The 2,944-nt window shown below is 59.6% G+C and carries 3 protein-coding genes; all 3 read right to left on the reverse strand.

The annotated features are described in order from the left end of the window. Positions 1-103: 103 nt before the first annotated feature. Genes astE through astB form a run of 3 tightly spaced genes read right to left on the reverse strand, consistent with a single transcriptional unit; the run spans position 104 to position 2,827 of the window. The gene (gene astE / locus QMX84_RS26190; protein WP_282365142.1) at positions 104-1,114 is read right to left on the reverse strand and encodes a succinylglutamate desuccinylase; all 1,011 of its coding nucleotides are present in this window, start codon (positions 1,112-1,114) and stop codon (positions 104-106) included. Positions 1,115-1,127: 13 nt separating this feature from the next. After that, positions 1,128-1,421, reverse strand: coding sequence for a hypothetical protein (locus tag QMX84_RS26195; protein ID WP_048367870.1), 294 nt, complete (start codon positions 1,419-1,421; stop codon positions 1,128-1,130). A gap of 59 nt (positions 1,422-1,480) precedes the next feature. Then, positions 1,481-2,827, reverse strand: a complete 1,347-nt coding sequence (astB, locus tag QMX84_RS26200; protein ID WP_282365143.1) for an N-succinylarginine dihydrolase — start codon at positions 2,825-2,827, stop codon at positions 1,481-1,483. Positions 2,828-2,944: the final 117 nt, after the last annotated feature.

Consider the following 2,944-nt stretch of genomic DNA (forward strand, 5'->3'; position numbering starts at 1 on the left):
CAGCAAAAGCGCGCGGTTTAACTAGCCGACCTTGTAGGAGCGAGCTTGCCTCGCGATCTTTTGATCTTCAAAAAGATCGCGAGGCAAGCTCGCTCCTACAGATTTAAGCGAACGCTGTCGCTTTCACCGGCTTGATGATGATCCCCGCCCGCAGGCCGTTCTTGACCTTGGGATTAGGAAAGATGATCCGCGCGCCCTCTTCCTCGATGACCCAGCGGGTTTTTGGCGTGTCTTGCGCCAGCAAATAACCTTTGGGCAACTCAGAAAAATTCTCGATGTCCGGCGGCAAGTGCATCAGAAACAAGTCTGTCTGCTTGATCACTTCCCGCGCCACGCTGAACAACTGCAAGCCGTCCAGTGACGCGCCTTCCAGCGGCGGCTCAGTGCCTTCGATAATCTGCTGCAAACGCAATTCAAGACGCTCGACGTTAACGCCTTCGTTATGCCCAAACGGCCGGGCCTTGCCCAGCTCCAGGGTAAACGCCTCGGCGCCCAGTTGATCGTAGGTGTAAGCGCTGAACACGATGGAAGGCTTGTTCTGCAACAGCACCGCTTCCATGCCGGCAGCCCGCAGGCGCGCCAGTTGATCGCGCGAATGTTTGCGCCCCTCTTTAAAGGGGTACAAGGCGAACTGCTCTATCTTGGAACCGCGAATGGCCGTGTGCAGGTCGAAATGCAAACGGGTGCGCTCGGGGGCATTGAAAAACGTCTCGGCCAGGTGCTCAAGCTCGCAGGCACGCAGGGCTTCTGGCCCGCTGCTGCTTTCATGGCGGCCGTTAAACAGACGATTGAGGTCTTCTTCGACAAACCGTGCGCCCGTGCGCATGGCGCCAGGGTTGCCGAACAAAAACAGAATGCGTGCTCGCGGCTTGATCTCACCGCGAGCAATGGCATGGATCAGGCGGTCGAGCAATTCGATCGGCGCTGTTTCATTGCCGTGGATGCCGGCCGACAACAACACGTCCATGCCGTTGTCGCGCGCCTCAGGGGGGCGCACCTCAAGCGCGCCCTCGGCCAGCCAGCGCAAACGCACGCCATCGACAGTCAGTTGAGTTTTCTGGGCCGGTTCACGTCCGGTCAAGGTCAGTTCAAGCAGTTTGCCGAGAGCGAGCATAGGGCATCCTTAATCAGTGATTGCAGTCCGGGCCGTGCACGTGACCGTCTTCGCCATCTTCGTCACTCATGTCAGCCGGTTCCATTTCCAGTTGCAGACTGACAAGGTTAGTGGCCAATGGGCGCAGCAACAGGTTGGCGTATTCAGCATCGCCTTCTTCTACATCTACACCAATCAGCAATTGGCCACGGCCGTCTTGCTGGATCCACAGCTCTTTACCCTGCCACAGGACCGCGACGCGGGTGCAGGAGGTTTGCAGTTGCGTGCCGTCGGTGTCTTCAAGGATCAGCTGCAGGGAATCGCTCATAATTTCGCTCTCATTGGAAAATCAGGTGGCGCGTGCGCAACAGGCAAACACGCGCGGGGTCAATTGATCTGAAACGGATAAACCGAGCCCAGTTTAAGGATTTGCGTCAGTTCATCCAGTGCCGTCCGGCATTCAAGCAGCAATTGCGGGTCTGCCAGGTCGCTTTCGCGCAAGGCATCGCGGTAGTGCTTGTTCACCCAGCCGGTCAGCGTGTCGTACAGCGGGGCCGACATGATAACCCCAGGGTTGACCGCCGCCAGCTCTGTTTCGTTAAGCGCCACACGCAAGCGCAGGCACGCCGGGCCGCCGCCGTTCTGCATGCTCTGCTTGAGATCAAACACCTTCACTTCGCGGATCGGTCCGCCAGCGCTGGTCAGGCCTTGCAGGTAGCTCCAGACACGCGGGTTGGCGCGGCACTCTTCGGGCACGATCAGCAGCATCGAGCCGTCGGCACGGCTGAGCAGTTGGCTGTTGAACATGTAAGAGCGCACTGCGTCATCGACGGTCACTTGGTCGCGCGGCACGCTGATGGACTCAAACTTGGCTCCGCGCGCGGCCAGCTTGCGACGCAGCTCATCGAGCATCGATTCGGTATTGAGGAAGGCATCCTCGTGATGGAACAGCAGCTCGCCATTGCCCACCGCGATCACGTCGTTATGGAACACGCCCTGGTCGATCACCGACGGGTTTTGCTGGGCAAACACCACGCCCTCCTCGCTCAAGCCGTGCAGACGGGCCACAGCTTGTGAAGCTTCGTGGGTTTGGCGTGCCGGGTACTTTTGCGGCGCAGGGTAACGGCTGTCGAACGCACTGCGCCCATAGACAAAAAACTCGACCCCGGCTTCACCGTAGTCACGGCAAAAGCGTGTGTGGTTGGCGGCGCCTTCATCACCAAACTGCGCCACTGCCGGCAACGCCGCGTGGTGCGCAAAGTGCTGCTGATCGGCAAACATCGCGCCCAGCACGCGGCTGGTAGTCGGGTGCTCGATGCTGCGGTGGAACTTGCAATTGAGGTTGGCCGCGGTGAAATGCACGCGGCCATCGGCAGTGTCTGCGCTTGGGCTGACCGTGGCGGCGTTGGCCACCCACATGCTGGAGGCCGAGCAACTGGCAACCAGCAACGGCATGGCGTCTTTGGCGGCGCGCTCAATCACTTGTGCGTCAGTGCCGCTAAAGCCCAGGCTGCGCAAGGCGGCAACGTCCGGACGTTCTTGCGGGGCCAGCACGCCCTGGACAAAGCCCATGTCCATCAGCGCTTTCATTTTTTCCAGGCCTTGCAGCGCGGCTTCCTTGGGGCTGGATGCCTGCTGGCTATTGCTCTGGGACGCGACATTGCCAAACGACAAACCGCCGTAGTTATGGGTCGGCCCCACTAGACCGTCAAAATTGACTTCAAAGGATTTCATCGGTGAGGCTCCGGCAAACGGTGGTAATAGACAAGGTAGAGCACTTGACCTGTGGGAGCGGGCTTGCTCGCGATGGCATCAACGCGGCTTAACCGTAAAACCGCGCAGCCTGCATCG

The sequence above is a fragment of the Pseudomonas sp. PS01297 genome (genome assembly GCF_029959305.1).
Lineage (GTDB): Bacteria > Pseudomonadota > Gammaproteobacteria > Pseudomonadales > Pseudomonadaceae > Aquipseudomonas > Aquipseudomonas helleri.

What these genes read in the sequence shown, in the direction of transcription:
- astE (WP_282365142.1), bottom strand. Translation starts at nt 1,114, where the DNA reads ATGCTCGCTCTCGGCAAACTGCTTGAACTGACCTTGACCGGACGTGAA.
- QMX84_RS26195 (WP_048367870.1), bottom strand. Translation starts at nt 1,421, where the DNA reads ATGAGCGATTCCCTGCAGCTGATCCTTGAAGACACCGACGGCACGCAA.
- astB (WP_282365143.1), bottom strand. Translation starts at nt 2,827, where the DNA reads ATGAAATCCTTTGAAGTCAATTTTGACGGTCTAGTGGGGCCGACCCAT.